We start from the raw sequence: 16,028 nt of genomic DNA, 5'->3' as shown, positions 1-16,028 counted from the left end.
ACAGGGCGCGTCGAGGATGAGATGCCAATGAAACAGGCGCGTTTCAACACACAGGGCGGACATCCACACGGGATGCCCGCCCCGTCCTTCGTCGTTTCTACCGCTCAGCGAATGCGCTGAATGTCCTCAGCCGTGTTGTCCGGTTTCATGATGTAGATGCGGTCGCTATTCATCCGGTAGATGGCAAACGCCCCACCCCGGAAGTACTGCTCCACCGCAGTATCCGCCTGCTCCGGTTCGACAGCCCAGCCAAGCGTTTCGCGGATGGACGGGTTCTCGCGCCACAGTTTGCCAAAGCCGCGGATCGGCTCGAACAGTCCTGGCGGCGGCGTCATGCCACCGCTTGCCGGCTCCCCCTCGCGCCAGTAATCCGGGTGCAGTTGCCAGACGAGCGACCCGCGCGCGTTGTCGTAGAACACCACCCAGATGTTACCGGTTATCCAGGACGATATGGTGCTGGGATTGGCGACCCAGTACATGGCGCCACGCTCGAAGCGTTGCGATGCCGCCGGAAACGCCAGTTTCGGGAAGGGTGACGGGCAGCCAAGGATATCCGGGTAGGCGCGCGTCGTCGGTCCGAGGAACGGCGCCGGTGGTGCGCAGCGGTCGCTGAGCGCCGTATACATGTCGCGCCCCAGCAAGCCGAGCAACACTTCATACCGCGTTCCGGCCAGTTCCGGATGGTACTCCATGCGTCGCCGCTCGAAGTACTGCACCGTGCCAGTCCAGAGTTCATCGCCATTCGCCAGCGTTTCGGTCATCGGCTCGCTGATCGGATAGCCGAAGCGCATCAGTCCGCCATTGCGCCGCCAGTAGTCCAGGAACTTGCCACACAGGGTGTGTCCTGTCTCCGGGAAGAACTGGCATCCCTTCGGAATCGACGTTGGGCGTGGCAGCGATTGCCAGGGGCGCCCCTGCCAGTCGAGCACCTGCGCGCCAAGCCGTCCGGCAAGAACGCCGATCGAGCCATGATCTTCGAGGCGATCGCGCTCGAACCACTGCACTGGACCGGTCCAGTTCTCAACCGTCTCGACGCGCAGTTCGCTGATCGGGTAACCAAAGACCGGCAGACCGCCGTTGCGCTCCCAATAGCGCAGGATTGCGCCGGAGACGCAGTAGCCAGTTTCCGGGAAGCAGCGCTGCCGTTCGGCGGCGTTTGCTGGCGCTGCCGCAACAAGCACGCCGGTCATCGCCAGCAAGAGGGTGAGCATAAATGTCCAGCGTTTCATGGTTTTCCCCTTTCTACAGTGGTGTCGCGCCACTGCTCGTTGTCACTTTGAGTCTACGCCACAGCGCGTATAAACGGAATGGAGAGAGGGTGGAAAAGCGCTTGCAGAAAGCGTCGAAGATGAGAAGGGGATGAAAAGGAATGTTCACGTTGGTTGCGCGTTGAACAAAGCGGATAATAGTTCACGGATGCTCATGGATTGAGACGGATTCATACGGATTGCGCTCTGCACGCCATTGTCAGATTGAACCTGGAACCCATGCCTTTCAAATAAGCGCACACAAAAGCGCAAAGGCACAAAGACCTCGCGTATGTACCCCGTAATGATGGCTCGTCTTGCTTGTTTGAAAGGTATTGAACCTGCAACCCGTCGCCCTGGGCGCCATTGCCTGAGCAATCCGCGCTACAGTTGCCGTCCCGCTGAACCCCGCGCTTGTTCCCGAGCGCCTCCTGGTAAACCGCTGGCGTTGGCTTCGACAGGCTCAGCCAACTCCTTTTTTGCCCCCCTTTGCTTCTTGTTTTTTCCCTAAACCGCTGGCGTTGGCTTCGACAGGCTCAGCCAACGCCGATCAGACGGATGTCCATGACCTTCAATAGCGAAAAACCGCTGCCACGCCGCTGTTGCCGGGAATATCCGCCCCGGGCGCGGCAACGGCTTCGCCGCCGTGAAGGAGCGTTTGTTGCGCCGCAATATCCAGCAGGTCCTCATCACCTGGCAGCGGCTCATTATGGAGCGAGATCGTTTCATCGTCGGGGTCGTAGCGTCCCCACACCTGCCGGTCGCCGGCGACGAGAATCCGCGCTACACGACCGGCATGCGCAGCGGGCAGGATCGAACGCAGGTTCGTGCTGGCGCGCGGCGGGGTGTGCTGCAACAGCGCCTCGAAGCGGTCGCGTTCGTCAGTTGCAAGGCGACTCAGGTGCGCCGTCAGCACCTGCGCGCCGCGCTCGCACAATACCTCATCGCTGACGTGATCGGGACTGCCGCTGATATGATCGTCGATAACCTGCGCATAGCCGTTCAACGAGCGATACATCGCCACCATATAATCGACGCCTGCCAGCACGAGCGGATCGCGTGTCCGGTTGAGCGCGCGTTCGACCGCACTGCTGACCGCCTGAAGATAACGTTGCACCTCGGCCTTTTCGTCGTAAACATTGCCGCCGTGACCGGGGTACATTGCGCCACTGGCGCCGCCGCGCGTCGAAGGAGCGACATGGCGCTGCGCCTGGCGTCCGGTCGGATCGGTTTGCGTCAGATCATCGATGCTGGCGGGCGCATCGGGCAGCGGTACGACGGTGATGCCCGACGGCGTGGCATGCAGCAGTCGCATGCGATTCTTGCTCAGCGCCAGCACATAGAACGAATCGGTCGCAGGGCGCGGTATGAGCAACGGCTTGATAGAGGGCCGCTGACCAACCGTCACGCCATCACTGACGTGATACGGCAGACGGTGGAGGTGAAACTCTTCCGGTGCGACATAGCACGCCAGCCCCGAATCCTGATATTCCTCCAGTAATCGCACGTCGGTGAGACTCCATACCGGCGCCAGTATTGCGTGCACCTCATTGCGATCATATCCGCGCGACTCAAGGTCCGCCTCGCTACGGCGCAGCAGGTTTTCGAGTCGAATCGCGCGCTGGATGGTTTCACCAGGCGGACAGGGCGCCAGAAACAACGAGACCCATGGCGTCTTGTTCAGCGCAATCAGTTCTCGCACTTCCTCACGTGACACTCCTTTGAGCAAAACCCTCATATGAACCTCCTGCATTGCGCGGTGATGGAGTGATCGTGCGCACCGTCATTGTCAGGCGCTCTCGCTGCCACGTTCGAGCGCAATCTCAGAAGGGGGCGTCGGCGCATAGCCGCGAAGCGCCTCGGCAAGCAGAGTGCACACCTCCTCATCACTGGTTGGCGTGAAGTCGCTGTACCACATACCGATGGCATAGAGAAACTCAGGGGTCGCCAGCGTCACCACGTCATCGACCAGCGTCTCAATCTCGGCGACGCTTTCCGGTGCAGCAACCGGCGTGGCCACAATGATCCCCGCCGGACCGCCGCGCCGCACGACTTCGATGGCCGCCATCATCGTCATGCCGGTCGCCAGTCCATCGTCGATGAGGATGACGCGCATCCCCTCGACTGTCGGCGGTCGTCGCTCGCCACGGTAGAGGCGTCGGCGTTGCTCGAGGATGCGCTGTTCTTCTCTGGCAATATGATCAATAATATCTTCTGAAATGTCGAGTTCTCTGATCACGGCATGGTTCAGCACACGCACGCCGCCTTCAGCGATCGCGCCCATTGCCAGTTCGGCATGACCAGGCACACCCAGTTTCCGCACAAGGACAATGTCAAGCGGCGCGCGGAGCGCGCGCGCCACTTCATACGCGATCGGCACGCCGCCGCGTGGCAGTGCCAGCACCAGGAGATCGGGATGGTCGGTCAATGTCGCCAGCCGCTGCGCCAGCAATCTGCCGGCTTCACGGCGGTCGCGGAAGAGCGGAGGAAACTCTTTCCTGATACGCATCGCAGGCGCCTCCGCGCACCACCGGAACAGGCGGCGGAGAGCGCCAGACAAAGCAAGCGAAGCATAATGGCGCCGTTGCCTGCCGCACCGTTGCGGTGGCGCATAGTATTCTTGTAGTCTTCTTATTGTAGCGCGTCTGGCGCAATTTAGGGTAATGGTTGCTTCACGCAGCGTGATCGTCGGGACACGCCGATTGACGGAGATGCTGATGATGGGTATGCTTCAGACCCGATCTTCTGGATTGGTCAATGAAACCTCTTGTTGCCATCTCAAGCAGTATCGCATATCGCTATCTTGAAACCGGCGCAGGCGATCCGCTCGTTCTCCTCCACGGCTTCACCGGCAGCAGCGCATCCTGGGATGAGGTCGTCTCTTACTTCGCGCAGCAGTTTCGCGTGATCTGTATCGACCTGCCGGGGCACGGGCGCACACCGGCGCCATCGGACCCGGCGCGCGGGTCGCTGCCGTCGGTCGCCGCCGACATTGCCGCTCTGCTGCGCCATCTGGAGGCAGCGCCGGCGCATCTGCTCGGCTATTCGATGGGGGCGCGGCTGGCGCTTGGCATCGCCGTATTGCATCCCGGCGTGGTGCGGTCGCTGATTCTGGAGAGCGGCTCGCCAGGTTTGGAGACGGAGACGGAACGTGCGGCGCGGCGCGCCCACGATGAGGCGCTTGCCATGCGCATCGAACAGTACGGCATTGAAGCCTTCGTGGACGAGTGGGAGCGACTGCCGCTATGGGCGAGTCAGCAGCGGTTGCCAGACCACGTGCGGCAGCGACTGCGCGCACAGCGCCTGCGCAATACCGCAGCAGGGCTGGCAGCCAGCCTGCGCAGCATGGGAACGGGTGCGCAACCGTCGTTCTGGGATGATCTGCCGCGTCTTACTATTCCGACGCTAGCGATCACCGGCGCGCTCGATGAGAAGTTTACGGCGATTGCTCGCAAGATGTGCGCACGCTGCCCGGCGATGAGCCATCAGATCATCGAAGGCGCCGGGCACACGCCGCACCTCGAACGCCCGCTGGAGTTCGTGCGGTGCGTGACCGGGTTTGCCGCCTGTTGAGATTTTTTCGTAAAGCCTGGCGCATAAGAGCAGCGTTTGAGCGCCTTCGGCACAGGAGTGCGTCCTTCGGCGAAGCCGCCGGTGTCATGCGGCTTCCTATCAAAAAAATCGACACTTGTGAGAGAGGTAGCCGGGAGCGTGAACAAATCCCTTTACACAGAACATGCGTTGCTATATACTTCTTCGCGCTGATATGCTGTATAACACGGTTAGAAGACGCGCATTCACTGTACACTTGTTCAGGCAAAAGCGTCGTCATAGTCTCTACCCCCTGAGGCGGCGAAGTGGCGCCGGTTTGGCCCTACAAGGACTGCGTCCTCGAAGGCGGGCAGACGAAGGAAGAAGAGCAGCGCCAGGGAGATTTTCTTCAACGAAGTGCTGGCGCAGGATGAAATCATCCGCCTGCTCGCCCCCCCGCGCATGCCCGACGAGGCAGTGAAGGAGTTTATGGCCATTGGCGTCCTGGAACAGCAAAAACGCCTGCTGGCGGAATTGCTGGACAAGAACAAGTTGTACGTCCATCTCTCCGAGATGGACGACGCGCGGTTCCAGGTCAGCAAGGAAGAGAAGCAGTTGAACAGGAAGTTTTACGGAGACGCTTAACGCAAAGACGCCAGGGCGCGAAGGCGCACAGAACCAAAATCTCTTTGCGTCTCTGCGCCTTTGCGTTAAAAATCGCAACCCAAAGACGCCAAGACGCGAAGCACTAAGGAGCAGGTATGGATGAAAATGCGCTGAGTCAGGTTATCGTGGACGCGGCCATCGAGGTCCATCGCACGCTGGGCGGACCTGGACTACTCGAAGGCATTTACCGCGACGCGCTGGCAATCGAAATTCAAAGCCGAGGTCCAAAAGTGGAGCGCGAAAAACTTGTGCCAGTGATGTATAAAGGACAGGTTATCAGCGCCCCCTTGCGGCTCGACTTGCTTGTCGGCGGGCTGGTGATTGTGGAATGCAAAGCCGTGGTGACGTACAATCCGATTTTTGAATCGCAAGTTTTGACTTATCTGCGGCTGACCGGCTTGAAACTTGGTCTGGTCATCAACTTTGGGCAAAGATTGGTCAAAGATGGTATTCACCGCGTGGTCAATGGTCTCTAAAAAACCTTGGCGGCTTTGCGTCTTCGCGTTAAGAATCGCAACGCCAGGTAGCCAAAGCGCAACGCAAAGACGCTAAGACGCCAAGAAACCTTCGCGTCTCTGCGCCTTTGCGTTCAAAATCGCAACCCCAAGACGCCACGGCACAAAGAAATAGAAACCCTTCGCGCCTCCGCGCCTTTGCGTTCAAAATCGCAACCCCAAGACGCCACGGCACAAAGAAATAGAAACCCTTCGCGCCTCCGCGCCTTTGCGTTCAAAATCGCAACCCCAAGACGCCAAGAAAAACCTTTGCGCCTCCGCGTCTTCGCGTTGCAAAACACCGATTTCGAGCGGCGCGAGCGCATCTTGCACACCCTCACTCTGAGCCAGTACAAACGAGCAGGAGGTAGCGGCGACCTGCGTATCCCCCCTTATCCACCCACCGTGATCTGCTCTTCAGCGATCCCCGGCGCCACTTCGATGGGAATATCGGTCTCACGGAGCAGCCGGGTCACAATGTCGCCGGTGAACCAGTGCCGCCAGGTGCGTGGGCGCGGCTTGCCGACGATGATGCGTTGCACGCCGTGATCGTGCGCATACTGGAGGATGGAAGATACAACGCGATGACTGTCGATCACCCGCACGTGGGCGCCCAGGTCGCGCGCCAGGCGCAGGTTGCGCTCCAGTTGCTGCGCAGCGCGCGCCGGACGCCGGGTGGCGGCGCCCGGCGGCTCGACATGCAACGCCAGGAGTTCGGCGCCGAGTTCAACCCCCACCCGCGCAGCATGGCGAATCACCGCCTGCGATTGCTCTTCCTCACTGATGCAGACCAGAATGCGCGCCAGCGCAGCACGTTGTTCGGTCACATGTCGCTCGCAATGGATCAAAAGGCAAACTGTACCGTCTGGCGGCGTCGCTGCCACCACTTGAAGATTTCGTCCACCAGCAGCATGATCGCCGGGAAGGAGATCAGCATGATCCAGTGTTCGGGATGTGGCGGAACAAAGTTGAAGAGTTCCGCCAGCGGCTCGATATACACCAGCGCCAGCATCAGGATGACCGAGAGGAGCGTTCCGATCACCAGCGCCCGGTTGGTGAAGATCCCAATGTGAAAGACCGAACTCCGGCGCGTCCGGCTGGCGAACGCCACGCCCACCTGCGCCATCACAATCGCCATGTAGGTCAGGGTCGTCGCCTGGGCATAGAGATCGCCACTGTTATCCATCGGCATGCCTGGTCGCCACCCGGCGCTCCAGTACGCTGCGAAGAATGCCAGCAACGCCAGCACGCCTTCCAGCACGCCCAGCATAGCGAAGGTGCGCAGCAGCGTCTCACGGTCGAGCAGCGGCGCGGTGCGCGAGCGCGGCGGCTGTTCCAGGATGCCTGGTTCGGGTGGTTCGGTGCTCAACGCGACCGACGGCAGCAATTCTGTTCCGACGTCAATTGCCAACACCTGTAACACCGTCAGTGGCAGCGGGATGCCGGCGATGACACTGATGACGATCACGGCGGCTTCGGCGACATTGTGCGCAAAAACATACGCGGCGAGTTTCTGGATATTGGCGAAGATCGCGCGCCCTTCCTCGATTGCCAGGAGCAGACCGGCGGGGTGTTGCGCGTTGAGCACGATATCGGCGGCAGCCAGCGCGACTGCCGTTCCCGATGCGCTGACGACCACGCCAATTTCCGCCTGCCGCAGCGCCGGCGCGTCGTTGATACTGTCACCAAGAAATGCGACCACCTCACCACGCTGCTGCAACGCTTCGACGATTCGTTGCTTATGCGCTGCGTCCATTTGGGCGAATACCACATCTTCCAGCGGCGCAAGCAGCAACCCGAGGTTGGCGCTGCTCATGTCGTCGAGGTCGGCGCCGGTCACAATCTGAACGTGTGGCGTGTCGATCAGACCGATTCGCCGTGCGGTCGCTTCAGTGGTCAGTCCATACGCACCGGTGACAATGATCACCCGAATACCCGCCTTACGGCATCCCTCGATCAGTTGGACGACTTCTGGCTGTGGCGGTTCCTGGAGCGTAGCGAAACCGAGAAAGGTCAGGTCGTGTTCAATATCGCGCGCGCGCCACATCATCCCTTCCTGCGGCTCTTCGAGTATCCGCATGGCAAAGGCGACCACACGCTGACCGGTGCGGGCGTAATTGTCAATGACTTGTTCGATTTCCCGCCGTGTGGTTTCATCCAGTGTCGTGACCGCCCCCCGGCGCTGGATGGATGCGCAGAGCGAGAGCACAACACGACCGGCGCCGCGCACATATGCCACCAGTTCGCGTTTACCGTGGGCTTCGAGCGACACGATCACGCTGCCAAGCTGGCGGCGTGGCTCATACGGGAAACTCTGCACGCGCACCACGCAGTTGCCAATGGTTGCTTCAGTGATGCCGCCGCGCGCTGCAGTCGCCAGCAGCGCGCCTTCCAGTGAATCACCGACGATGTGCCAGTCGGGATTGGTGGCGTCAGGCGGCAACAGACGCGAGTTGTTGCACAACACCGCAGCCCGCAACACTGCCGTCAGGTCGGGATCTGATGACACCCGCACCAGGGCGCGTTCGTGCAGAAACGCACCCTCCGGTCGATAATCGCTGCCGGTCGTGGTGTAGACCCGCCCACCAGCCCAGATGGTGTTGACCGTCAGCGCATTGGTGGTCAGCGTCTCAACCCGATCAAGGCACAACACCGTCGCCGAACTCAGACTTTCGACTCCTGCCAGCCGTCGCACCAGCACCCCATAGCGCGCCAGGCGCCGCCGCGCCAGCGCCAGCGCCAGCGTGACCGTCGGCAACAGCCCTTCCGGCACAAACGCGACGATCATGCCGATGGCAAAAATGGTGCCGGCCTGAATGGAAAACTGTTGCCCCAGAACGGTCAACAGGAACGCGCCAATACCGGCGACAATTGCGACACGGGTTATCGTGGCGGCAAGGGCGTTCAACGCCTGCCCCAGCGGGCTTGGCTCGGCGCGCAGCGCCGCAGTGCTTTCGGCAATCGTGCCCAGCAGAGTCTGCATACCGGTATGCACCACGACTAGGCTGCCCTGCCCCTCGAACACGACCGTACCCGCCAGCAGAATATTGGGGCGTTCCGCCAGCGCCAGCGTCGGATCGGGCATGGCGCCGGCCACTTTAGTGACCGGCGCGGCATTGCCGGTTAGTGCGGTCTGCTTGACGCGCAACCCATCGCTGGAGATAAGGTAGCCGTCTGCGACCACGACTGTGCCCGGTTTCAGGGGCAGAATATCACCAGGGACGACCTCGGTCGTCGGAATCTGGCGCACCTGCCCGGCGCGACGCACATAGGCGTTTGCCGGCAACAGTTGACGGAGTGCGGCGATGGCGCGTTCGGCGAGATATTCCTGCCAGGCGGTGAAGATTCCGTTGAGAAGGGCGACGACCAGGATGATCCAGCCAATGATCGGCGTATCGCTGAGAAACGCCAGCAGGCCGGCGATCAACAGGATCAGCGAAATCCAGTTGATGAACGACGCGATGAGACGGCGTAGTGTAGAGACCGACAGGGTATCGGCAATCGCGTTGGGTCCGTAGCGTTCACGGCGTTTACGCGCCTCGGCTTCATCAAGACCGTGAGGCGCGGTCTGCAGCGCGGCGCAAACTTCGAGCGGCGACATTGCCGCAAGCTGATCGAGCGAGTGGTCCGACACGACGCTCCTCGCAAACAGGTTACCGGTCTGCGTACCGCCCCGAAATGCTGAGTGGCTCGCCAGACTCTGCGCGCCGTCGGAGTTCCGCCAGCACCGCTTCGACGTGCTCTGGCGCGGTCAGGTTGTGGTAGTACTCCAGGTTCGCCTGTAACACCGGCGCGTGATCGCAGTCCGCCAGGCATTTGACCCGTTGCAGCGTAAACATGCCGTCGGGCGTCGTCTGGTCCACAGCGATGCCCAGTTGCGCTTGCAGCGCGGCGATCAGGTCCTCAGCGCCGCAAAAGGCGCACGGCACATCATCGCACACCTGCAAGACCCACTTGCCGACCGGCTGTTTATACAGCAGCGAGTAAAAACCGGCAACCTCGAACACATCGGTTGGCGGCATGTCGAGCAGATCCGCCACTTCGCGCACGGCTGCATCGGTCAGATACCCATACTCATCCTGGGCAATGAAGAGCAACGGCAGAACCGCGCTGCGTTTGTGGGGGTAACGCGCCACGATCGCTTCGATCTCGGCGCCGTATTTTTCGGTCAGGGACATACAAGGTTCTCGTGTTCTTTCAGGGTTCAGCGATCAACTTCGCCGAGCACCGGGTCGAGCGAGGCGATGAGGGCCACCAGATCGGCGACCAGATGCCCGCGCGCCATATGCGGCAGCGACTGGAGATTGACAAAAGAGGGCGCGCGGAAATGGACGCGATACGGTTTCGCGCTGCCATCGCTGACGATATAGGTCGCCAGTTCGCCGCGCGGCGACTCGACCGCCGCCAGCGCATCGCCGCGCGGCGGCTTGAAGCCCTCGGTCCACAACTTAAAATGATGGATGAGCGCTTCCATGCTGTGCGTGATCTCGCTCTTTGGCGGCGGCGCAATCTTGCGATCCGGCGTCATGTACGGTCCAGGACCAATATCACGCAGCCGCTGCAACGCCTGACGGCAGATCGAGACGCTCTCGCGCATTTCCGCCATGCGCACCAGGTAGCGGTCGTAAATATCGCCGTGGGTAGCAGTGGGGATGGCAAACGAGTAGGTTTCGTAGCCGCAGTAGGGCATGGTTTTGCGCAGATCCCATGCCACGCCGGTCGCGCGCAGACCAGGGCCGGTCAATCCCAGCGCAATCGCCGCATCGCTATCGATGGCGCCGATACCCTGCGTGCGCTCGATCCAGAGCGGATTATCGGTCAGCAGGGCTTCATACTCATCAATGCGTCCTGGCATGATCTCCAGGAACGCCTCAACGGCGGCGTCGAATTCGGCCGGCAGGTCATACGCCAGCCCGCCGACACGGAAATAACTGGTCATCATGCGCGCGCCCGAGACCAGTTCAAAGATGTCGAGAATCTGTTCACGTTCGCGGAAGCCGTAGAGGAACACGCTCATTGCCGCCAGATCGAGCGCGTGGGTGCCGAGCCATACCAGATGGCTGGCGATGCGTTGCAGTTCGACCAGCAGCACACGCGCGACGGTTGCGCGTTCGGGGATCTCGCAACCGAGCAGTTTCTCGACTGCCAGCACATAACTCAGATTGTTGGAGAGCGGCGCCAGATAATCGGTGCGGTCGGTCAGCACCACGGCTTTCTGGTACGTTTTGCTCTCCATCGTTTTTTCGATGCCGGTGTGCAGATACCCGATATCGGGCGCCGTATCAACCACGGTTTCGCCATCGAGTTCGACAACCAGCCGCAGCACGCCATGGGTGCTGGGATGGTGGGGACCCATATTCAGCACCATGGTTTCTTTCGCCCCTTCGAGCGCCGGGCGGGTGATCTGGCTGGGGGCGGGGATGCTCAGGTTGCGCGCACGGGTTTCGGTGACCGTCATCGCTGCCTACTCCTTTGCAAACGGCTTGTGCGCGTAGATGCGGTCCTGGTTGAAGGTGAACGCCACTTCTTCGGCGCCGAGCGGCACATCTTTCCGCAGCGGATGACCTTCCCATTCCTCCGGCATCAGAATCCGATCAAGGCAGGGATGACCCGTGAACGTGATGCCAAACATATCGAACGCCTCTCGCTCGTGGTAATTGGCGCCGGGCCAGAGTTCCGTCAGCGATGGGACCGACGGGTCGCGTTCGCTGACGCCGACTTTCAGACAGAGCCGGTGGCGATTGGCGAACGACAGCAGATGATAGACGACCTCGAAGCGCGGCTCACGACCAAGATAATCGACGCCGCACAGGTTTTCGAGGAAATTGTAGCGCAACTCAGGGTCATCGCGCAGAAAGCGCGCAACATCGACGATCCGTTCCGGGCGAACATACACGCTCAGATCACCGCGAAACTCTGACGAACTGAGGATGGCATCAGGCAGCGCCGTCTGCAATCGCGCCAGGACGGTTCGATTATCGAGTGCCATGATCGTTCTCCTGGCATCGGCGCCGGGCAGCGGGTCACGCTGCGCATACCTGCAGGATGCCGCACCCGGCATTGTTTCGTCTACGACAGGTGCACCGGCTCACGCAGCGTACCGTTGAGCCGCATCCGTCGGACTTTCTCGTGCAAATGGATAATGCCGTCGATCAATGCTTCGGGGCGCGGCGGGCATCCGGCGACGTACACATCGACCGGCACAATCTCATCGACCCCTTGAACGATAGCGTAATTGTTGAACACACCGCCGCACGCTGCACAATCACCCATGGCAATGACCCATTTCGGGTCTGCCATCTGATCGTAGAGGCGACGCACGACCGGCGCCATCTTACGCGACACCCGCCCCGCGACGATCATCAGGTCCGCCTGACGCGGCGACGCGCGGTTGATCTCCATGCCAAACCGCGACAGATCGTAGTTCGCGCTCTGCGCGCCCATCATTTCGATGGCGCAGCACGCCAGCCCGAACAACAGGGGCCACATCGCGTTGGAACGGCTCCAGTTCACCACCTGCTCGAGCGAGGCGGTGACAATCCCCATGTCGCCTGCTTTCTGCTCTATTCCCATCGCAACGCTCCTCGCCGCCACTCATACACCAGGCCGATCACCAGCACCAGGAAGAACACTCCCATGACCGCCAGCCCTGGAACGCCGAGTTGCCGGTAGACCAGCGCGTAGGGAAAAAGGAAGATGATCTCGATGTCGAAAAGGATGAACAGCATCGCCACCAGGTTGAACTTGATCGGGAAACGACGCTGTGCCGGACCGATCGGCTCCATGCCCGACTCATACGGCATCAACTTGCGCCGGCTGGGGCGCTGCGGTCCCAGGTAGCGCGACAGCACGATCACGAAGACGGCGATGAACATCGCCACCAGGAACAGCGTCAGAATCGGCAGGTAGTCGATCAACATCAATGGCTCCTTGTTGTCACGGAGCAACCGGGGCGCACGCGCCGCACAGCGGCGTTACTTGCGCCTCTCTGCGCGGATGTATGGCATTATACGCCCTTCCAGACTTGTGTCAAGATGCACAAAGTTCAACATGCGCCGCCTCGTGCGCGATCAGGGCGCGTTTTCGTTCCACTCCCCAGCGATACCCGCCCAGAGCGCCGTTGGTGCGCACAACGCGATGGCACGGAATGATCAGCGCGACCGGATTACTGGCGCAAGCCCGCGCCACGGCGCGGGTTGCGCGTGGGCGCCCGATCCGCTGCGCCACCTGCTGATAGGTCTGTGTTTCGCCGTAAGGAATGGTGCGAAGTGCGTTCCAGACTTCCCGCTGAAACGGCGTTGCCGCCACATCGAGCGGCAGATCGAGGTTCACCCGCTCGCCGCACAGATAGTCGAGCAGGGCATCCATCCAGCCATTGGGCAACCCTTCATCCCGCGCGAGGGTTGCATCGCTGAATGCACGCGACAGATCGGCGATCACCATCGCCGGATCATCGCCGAGCGCAACCGCACAAATGCCATGTTCAGTCGTCGCCGCCAGCATATGCCCAAAGGCGGAAGGGACAACCGCATATCGAATAACACGTGACCGCCAATACATATCAGAATCGCACTTTTGAGCGCAGCGCCAGCGCAGCGCCGAGAACCAGCGCTACGGCTGCCGCCACCCACAGGATGCCGTCCGACCCGCCGGTGCGCGGCAGCGTCGCCGGCGCCGGAACCGTCGGCGTTGCCGCAGCCTCCGTCGCTTCGGCGGTCGCCGTGGCGGTGATCGCCTCGACTGTCGGCGTTGGGGTTTCAGTTGGCGTTGCCGGAACGTCCGTCGGGCGCGGTTGCGGTTCTTCGGGAGACGCCGGGATTGGGGTCGCCGTAGGCGTGGAGGTCGCGGTCGGTGTAGGAGTCCGTGTCGCCTCTGCTGGTCCGGGAATAATTCGGATTGGGACCTCCGCCTGACGCGGCGCCTGCACGTCGTCGTCGAACTCGTCGCGCACCCCCACAGCGTCGGCGCGGTTGATGAATGCAGCATCGACAGAGCGCAACGCCGTGAAGACGGTAGTGACTGTGATCACTTCACCCGGACGCAGCCGCGTCAGCCCAAGACCAGGCAGCACATCGTCCCACTCCAGGACGCTCTCGGTGATCGACGATGTGGAAGTGATCGTTGGCGTTGGAACGGCGCTGGCAAACGCCAGGTACGTTGGATCGAACGTATCGCGCAGCGGAATGCGCGTCAGGTCGGCGGCGCCGTCGTTGCTGATCGTAATGGTAAACGTCAGCGGCAAGCCACTGGCGGCGACGGTATCCGTCACGACTTCTTTTCGCACAATGACCTGCCCGCCAATCGCATCACCGCTGCTGCTGCGCCCTTCCCCGGCATACTGCTCGCCGCCAAATCCCACGGCGGCGCCGATACGCGCCCGGTTGACCGTCGCCACCCGCGGCGCAATCGCGCGAAAGACGGTGATAATCTCAATCGACTGCCCCGGATTGAGCGGACCAAACACCGTGTCGGTCGTCAGATCGCTCCAGGTGATCAATCCACCGCCGGTTGCCGGCGTCACGATGTTGGTCGATGACAGCGGATCGGTGCGTTCGAGTTGCAGAATGCTCGACTCATACTCATCGATCAACGGCAGCGTTGTGATCGAGATCGTGCCGGTGTTGGTAATGCGAATTGTGAACGTCAATTCCTGTCCGACCTGAATGACCTCCGATCCCTGGAGGCGCTTCGAGATCTCCATGCTCAACGTGCCGATCTGTGCAGGAGGCGCCGCCGCAAGATTGCCCGGCGCAGCCAGGTAACAGATCGCCACGGCCGCCATCGCAACAACGACTGCGGCAACCAACGGACGCCATACGGTCAACGATGTGCCTGGCGTGTCCATAAAGCGCCTCCTGTGTGACGGTCGCGGCGACATGCTATTCTCGCGGGCGGATCTGCCCGCCGCGTCCTTTCTCGGTGGCGGGCAGATTGGCGGTCGTCATCGTTGCGGCGCGTTCACGCTCCTGCTGCGCCTGGCGCCGCGCTTCCGCATCGGCAATCAGCGCCACTGTGGCGCGAAACCCCCACACTGCCAGTAATGCGGGCATGATGAGCAGCAGCAGAAGCAGCGGCGGCCACATCGAGAGAAAGACAAGAATCCCCATCAACACCTGGGTCACAATAGTAAACAGCGGTCTGCCGAACGCCAGGACGAACGCATTGCGAAACGCCAGACGCACACTCGGGCGCTCTTGCAGCAGCGTCAGCGGACCGAGATAGATCAACAGGCTGACCCACGCAACCAGCAGATAGGCAAACAGCAGCATCAGATAGATGCCGATTGGCGCGTCCATCTGCGCGTAGAAAGCGGCATTGACCAGGAGAATCAGCAACCCGGCAAGCCACGCGCCGTACACCTGCCACCCAATGCGATAGTGTTGCCGCGCGCCTGCCACGAAGTCGCCCCACGACACCGTGCGCCCTTCGTGAATCCGTCGGGCAATGACCGTCAACCCGGCACTGGCCGTCCCCATGGGCAGCGTAGTCAACATCAGCAATGCCGCTGCGCCAAATGGTGCGCCACCGACTGCGAATCCGCCTGACAGCAGCGGGAGCGGCAGCACGACCAGCAACCAGACGGCGCCGATCAACGTGAGCGGCAACAAGTCCTCGAACGTGTCGCGTGCCGATTGCCAGAAGACTCGAAATGGGTTCATTATCTCAACAGAAGCGTGGATTGCTATCGATTTTATGTATTGACTTCACTGCAAAAAGCTGTAACCACGAAGGTCACCAAGGGACACGAAGGACATGCGCCTCATTATCGGCAGACGGGCGGAATACATTCCGCGTTACGCAGTCACCAAGGGACATCCAGGCAATGCGCTTCATGGTTCTTTCCCTTCGTGCGCTTTGTGTCCTTGGCGGTTAAGCCGGTGTGCAGTCGACTCATGTATTGTGTATTGTATCAGGCTTTTGCAGGAGATTCGCAGGCGTAGGGGTGTATGTTGTCGATGGCGCGCGGCGGCGGGATGCGCGTCTCCTGATAGCGAAGATCAACCAGATGGTGCACAATCATTGTCCGTGTTGACCGTCGTGCGGCTGACGTTGGCTTCGACAGGCTCAGCCAGCGTCAGCCGCACCACGT

General features: G+C 61.2%; 16 protein-coding genes. 3 read left to right on the top strand and 13 right to left on the bottom strand.

From position 1 onward, the window contains the following. Positions 1-104: 104 nt before the first annotated feature. The 3 genes from AC3EA7_RS11305 to AC3EA7_RS11295 form a co-directional block, all read right to left on the bottom strand. The gene (locus AC3EA7_RS11305; protein ID WP_488614158.1) at positions 105-1,229 is read right to left on the bottom strand and encodes a hypothetical protein; all 1,125 of its coding nucleotides are present in this window, start codon (positions 1,227-1,229) and stop codon (positions 105-107) included. A gap of 589 nt (positions 1,230-1,818) precedes the next feature. Next, positions 1,819-2,985 (bottom strand): baeRF7 domain-containing protein, encoded by a 1,167-nt coding sequence (locus AC3EA7_RS11300; RefSeq protein WP_488614157.1) that lies wholly within the window; start codon positions 2,983-2,985, stop codon positions 1,819-1,821. Positions 2,986-3,036: 51 nt separating this feature from the next. Continuing rightward, positions 3,037-3,756 (bottom strand): phosphoribosyltransferase, encoded by a 720-nt coding sequence (locus AC3EA7_RS11295; RefSeq protein WP_488614156.1) that lies wholly within the window; start codon positions 3,754-3,756, stop codon positions 3,037-3,039. Positions 3,757-4,004: 248 nt separating this feature from the next. Between AC3EA7_RS11295 and menH the strand changes: the two genes are divergently transcribed. The 3 genes from menH to AC3EA7_RS11280 all read left to right on the top strand — a co-directional run bounded on the left by menH (position 4,005) and on the right by AC3EA7_RS11280 (position 5,920). Then, a complete protein-coding gene (gene menH / locus AC3EA7_RS11290; RefSeq protein WP_488614155.1) occupies positions 4,005-4,820 on the top strand; it encodes a 2-succinyl-6-hydroxy-2,4-cyclohexadiene-1-carboxylate synthase in 816 nt (271 codons plus the stop codon). 447 nt (positions 4,821-5,267) lie between these two features. Next, positions 5,268-5,423, top strand: coding sequence for a hypothetical protein (locus AC3EA7_RS11285; RefSeq protein ID WP_488614154.1), 156 nt, complete (start codon positions 5,268-5,270; stop codon positions 5,421-5,423). A 116-nt stretch (positions 5,424-5,539) separates the two neighbouring features. Further along, positions 5,540-5,920 carry a GxxExxY protein gene (locus tag AC3EA7_RS11280; RefSeq protein WP_488614153.1) on the top strand — a complete coding sequence of 127 codons (381 nt, stop codon included), beginning with the start codon at positions 5,540-5,542 and terminating at the stop codon, positions 5,918-5,920. A 410-nt stretch (positions 5,921-6,330) separates the two neighbouring features. Here the strand turns inward: AC3EA7_RS11280 and AC3EA7_RS11275 are convergent, their stop codons facing one another. From AC3EA7_RS11275 to AC3EA7_RS11230, 10 genes are all read right to left on the bottom strand, one after another. Continuing rightward, a complete protein-coding gene (locus tag AC3EA7_RS11275) occupies positions 6,331-6,765 on the bottom strand; it encodes a universal stress protein (RefSeq protein ID WP_488614152.1) in 435 nt (144 codons plus the stop codon). 17 nt (positions 6,766-6,782) lie between these two features. After that, on the bottom strand, positions 6,783-9,572 hold the full coding sequence (locus AC3EA7_RS11270; RefSeq protein WP_488614151.1) for a cation-translocating P-type ATPase: 2,790 nt from the start codon (positions 9,570-9,572) through the stop codon (positions 6,783-6,785). 19 nt (positions 9,573-9,591) lie between these two features. Further along, the gene (gene nuoE / locus AC3EA7_RS11265) at positions 9,592-10,116 is read right to left on the bottom strand and encodes an NADH-quinone oxidoreductase subunit NuoE (RefSeq protein WP_488614150.1); all 525 of its coding nucleotides are present in this window, start codon (positions 10,114-10,116) and stop codon (positions 9,592-9,594) included. A 26-nt stretch (positions 10,117-10,142) separates the two neighbouring features. Beyond that, the gene (nuoD, locus tag AC3EA7_RS11260) at positions 10,143-11,396 is read right to left on the bottom strand and encodes an NADH dehydrogenase (quinone) subunit D (protein WP_488614149.1); all 1,254 of its coding nucleotides are present in this window, start codon (positions 11,394-11,396) and stop codon (positions 10,143-10,145) included. A 6-nt stretch (positions 11,397-11,402) separates the two neighbouring features. Beyond that, positions 11,403-11,927, bottom strand: coding sequence for an NADH-quinone oxidoreductase subunit C (locus AC3EA7_RS11255; RefSeq protein ID WP_488614148.1), 525 nt, complete (start codon positions 11,925-11,927; stop codon positions 11,403-11,405). A gap of 80 nt (positions 11,928-12,007) precedes the next feature. Then, entirely contained in the window at positions 12,008-12,511 is a 504-nt protein-coding gene (locus tag AC3EA7_RS11250) for an NADH-quinone oxidoreductase subunit B (RefSeq protein ID WP_488614147.1), read from the bottom strand. Further along, positions 12,502-12,858 (bottom strand): NADH-quinone oxidoreductase subunit A, encoded by a 357-nt coding sequence (locus AC3EA7_RS11245; protein WP_488614146.1) that lies wholly within the window; start codon positions 12,856-12,858, stop codon positions 12,502-12,504. The genes AC3EA7_RS11250 and AC3EA7_RS11245 overlap by 10 nt, the downstream gene beginning before the upstream one ends. A 109-nt stretch (positions 12,859-12,967) precedes the next feature. After that, positions 12,968-13,498, bottom strand: coding sequence for a methylated-DNA--[protein]-cysteine S-methyltransferase (locus tag AC3EA7_RS11240; protein ID WP_488614145.1), 531 nt, complete (start codon positions 13,496-13,498; stop codon positions 12,968-12,970). A gap of 1 nt (position 13,499) precedes the next feature. Beyond that, the gene (locus AC3EA7_RS11235) at positions 13,500-14,783 is read right to left on the bottom strand and encodes an LPXTG cell wall anchor domain-containing protein (protein ID WP_488614144.1); all 1,284 of its coding nucleotides are present in this window, start codon (positions 14,781-14,783) and stop codon (positions 13,500-13,502) included. A 34-nt stretch (positions 14,784-14,817) separates the two neighbouring features. Further along, on the bottom strand, positions 14,818-15,597 hold the full coding sequence (locus tag AC3EA7_RS11230; RefSeq protein WP_488614143.1) for a hypothetical protein: 780 nt from the start codon (positions 15,595-15,597) through the stop codon (positions 14,818-14,820). Between the last annotated feature and the right edge of the window lie 431 nt (positions 15,598-16,028).

This window comes from Roseiflexus sp., from assembly GCF_057785375.1.
Note: the sequence above shows the minus strand (reverse complement) of the source record. Positions and strands in the feature narration are given on the sequence as shown.